This window comes from Micromonospora sp. NPDC047753 (assembly GCF_040642735.1).
Taxonomy (GTDB): Bacteria; Actinomycetota; Actinomycetes; order Mycobacteriales; family Micromonosporaceae; genus Micromonospora.
In genome coordinates, this window is record NZ_JBEYSL010000804.1 from 1 (window position 1) to 1,828 (window position 1,828).

Here is a 1,828-nt window from a genome sequence, read left to right on the forward strand (position 1 = left end):
CGGGGTTCTGCACGGTCAGGTCCGCCGGCCGGGGCAGCGAGTTCTTCAGGTGGCTACCCGGGATGACCTTGGTGGCGCCGCGGCCGGTCTCGGAGAGGTCCGACAGCACGTACGCGACCTTCAGCGAGAACATCGGCCGAGGCAGGTTCGGGTCCATCGTCTCCGGGTCGGAGTTCTGCCGGTACCCGTCCTGGTGCCAACCCCAGTACGGCTTCTCCGGCTCGGCGGCCGGCGGGGTGACGTCCAGGTGGTTGTGGTGGGTGTAGATGTTCCAGCCGGCCAGCCCCCACATGTACGGGAAGGCGATCGGGTGGGTCAGCAGCTCACCGAAGAGCTCGTCGCGCTCCAGGAAGCCCAGCAGGTGCAGGGTGCCGTCCTTCTTGGTGGTGCCCTTGGCCTGCTCCTCCGCGTAGACGCGGTCGACAGCCGCCTCCAGCGCCGCCCGGTGGTCCTCCGTCAGGACGTTGCGCAGCAGGAGGAAGCCCTGCTCGTGGAACTCCTTGCGGTCAGTGTCGCTGATCGGTTCGTAACCGGTCCGGTCGCCGTAATCGAACACCGCGTCGTACCCCTCCCCATGAGGTGAAACCTTTTCTGGCACAGGCCGCCGATCGTAACGCGGCGGTCCAGGCCTCGGGGAGGGCGTGGTGCGGGATTGGGCCACGGCGGGACCCCACGCAGCGAGAGAAACGCACAGAGTGAGATCTGCGTGATCAATAGTGCGATTCAGTGCGGATTGCCCGATTGTGCGGTGACTGCCGGTTAAGAGATCCGGGTCGGTCAACCCTCGTTGAACACCTCGGCGACCACCTGACCGGCGGGGTTCTGGCGGCCGTCCACCCGGCCCCACGAGCCGCCGCGAGCGGTCCACTCCAGGTCGCCGAAGCGGACCCGCTTCACGCCGTGGTCCTGGGCGTGCGAGACCAGCCAGTGTGCGTACCGCCAGCCGTCGCGCTGGTCGCCCGGAGTCACCGCCAACCCGGTCTGGTCCGTCGGGTCGGTGCCCTTGAGCCCCCAGTCCAGCACCAGGTTGCGGGTCAGTTGCGCGGCCGCGGCCGCACCGTGCATCGCCGGGGTGCGCCCCACGGTGCAGGCGACCGCGCCGCTGGCGTCGCCGAGCAGGGCCCGGCTGAGCACCTCGGAGTCGTCCGCCCACTTCTGGTACGCCTCGGGGAACGCCGAGCGCTGCACCCGCTGGGCGGCGTCGGTGACGCGCATCTTCTCCCAGCCGCGCACCTTCTTGAGGGCCGCGTAGAACCGGTTCGCCGCGTACCGCGGGTCGCGGATCTGCGCCGGGGTGCCCCAGCCCTGGCTCGGCCGCTGCTGGAACAGGCCGACCGAGTCGCGGTCGCCGTCGGCGAGGTTGCGCAGACCGGACTCCTGGTACGCGGTGGCGAGCGCGACCACGACGGCCCGCTCGGGCATTCCGCGCTTCGCGCCGATCGCCGCGATGGTCGCCGCGTTGGCCATCTGGTCGGCGTCCAGCGCGACACGTCCGTCGGCCTGCACCGTGCACTTGCGTGCCACCAGCGGCAACCTGAGGTTGTCGCCGACCTGTCGTACGACGAGCCAGATCGCGATCACGGCGACGAGGATGAGCACCACTCCACCCGCCACGGTTGCCCGAGTTCGCACCCACACCCCCAGATCGACAGTCCGACAAGCGTACGTCCCCGCAGGCCCCTTCCGGGTCGTCCGAGCGGTTCGGGCCCGGCCTGGACGACTCCGACCGGTTCGGGGCCGGCTCCGCTGCCGCGTACCGGTTGGCGACGTTCCCGCTCCGGTCGCGATCTCACCTGCCACGGCCCTCCGACACGCAGGGCTGTCGTCG

The 1,828-nt window shown here is 70.3% G+C and carries 2 protein-coding genes; both read right to left on the bottom strand.

Translation table 11 applies throughout. From position 1 onward, the window contains the following. Positions 1 to 556, bottom strand: a 556-nt coding sequence (locus tag ABZ749_RS34710; RefSeq protein ID WP_357235541.1) for a phytanoyl-CoA dioxygenase family protein, incomplete at its 3' end; no start/stop codon positions are given. Between the two features lie 221 nt (positions 557 to 777). Further along, on the bottom strand, positions 778 to 1,638 hold the full coding sequence (locus tag ABZ749_RS34715) for a hypothetical protein (RefSeq protein ID WP_357207708.1): 861 nt from the start codon (positions 1,636 to 1,638) through the stop codon (positions 778 to 780). Positions 1,639 to 1,828 lie beyond the last annotated feature (190 nt).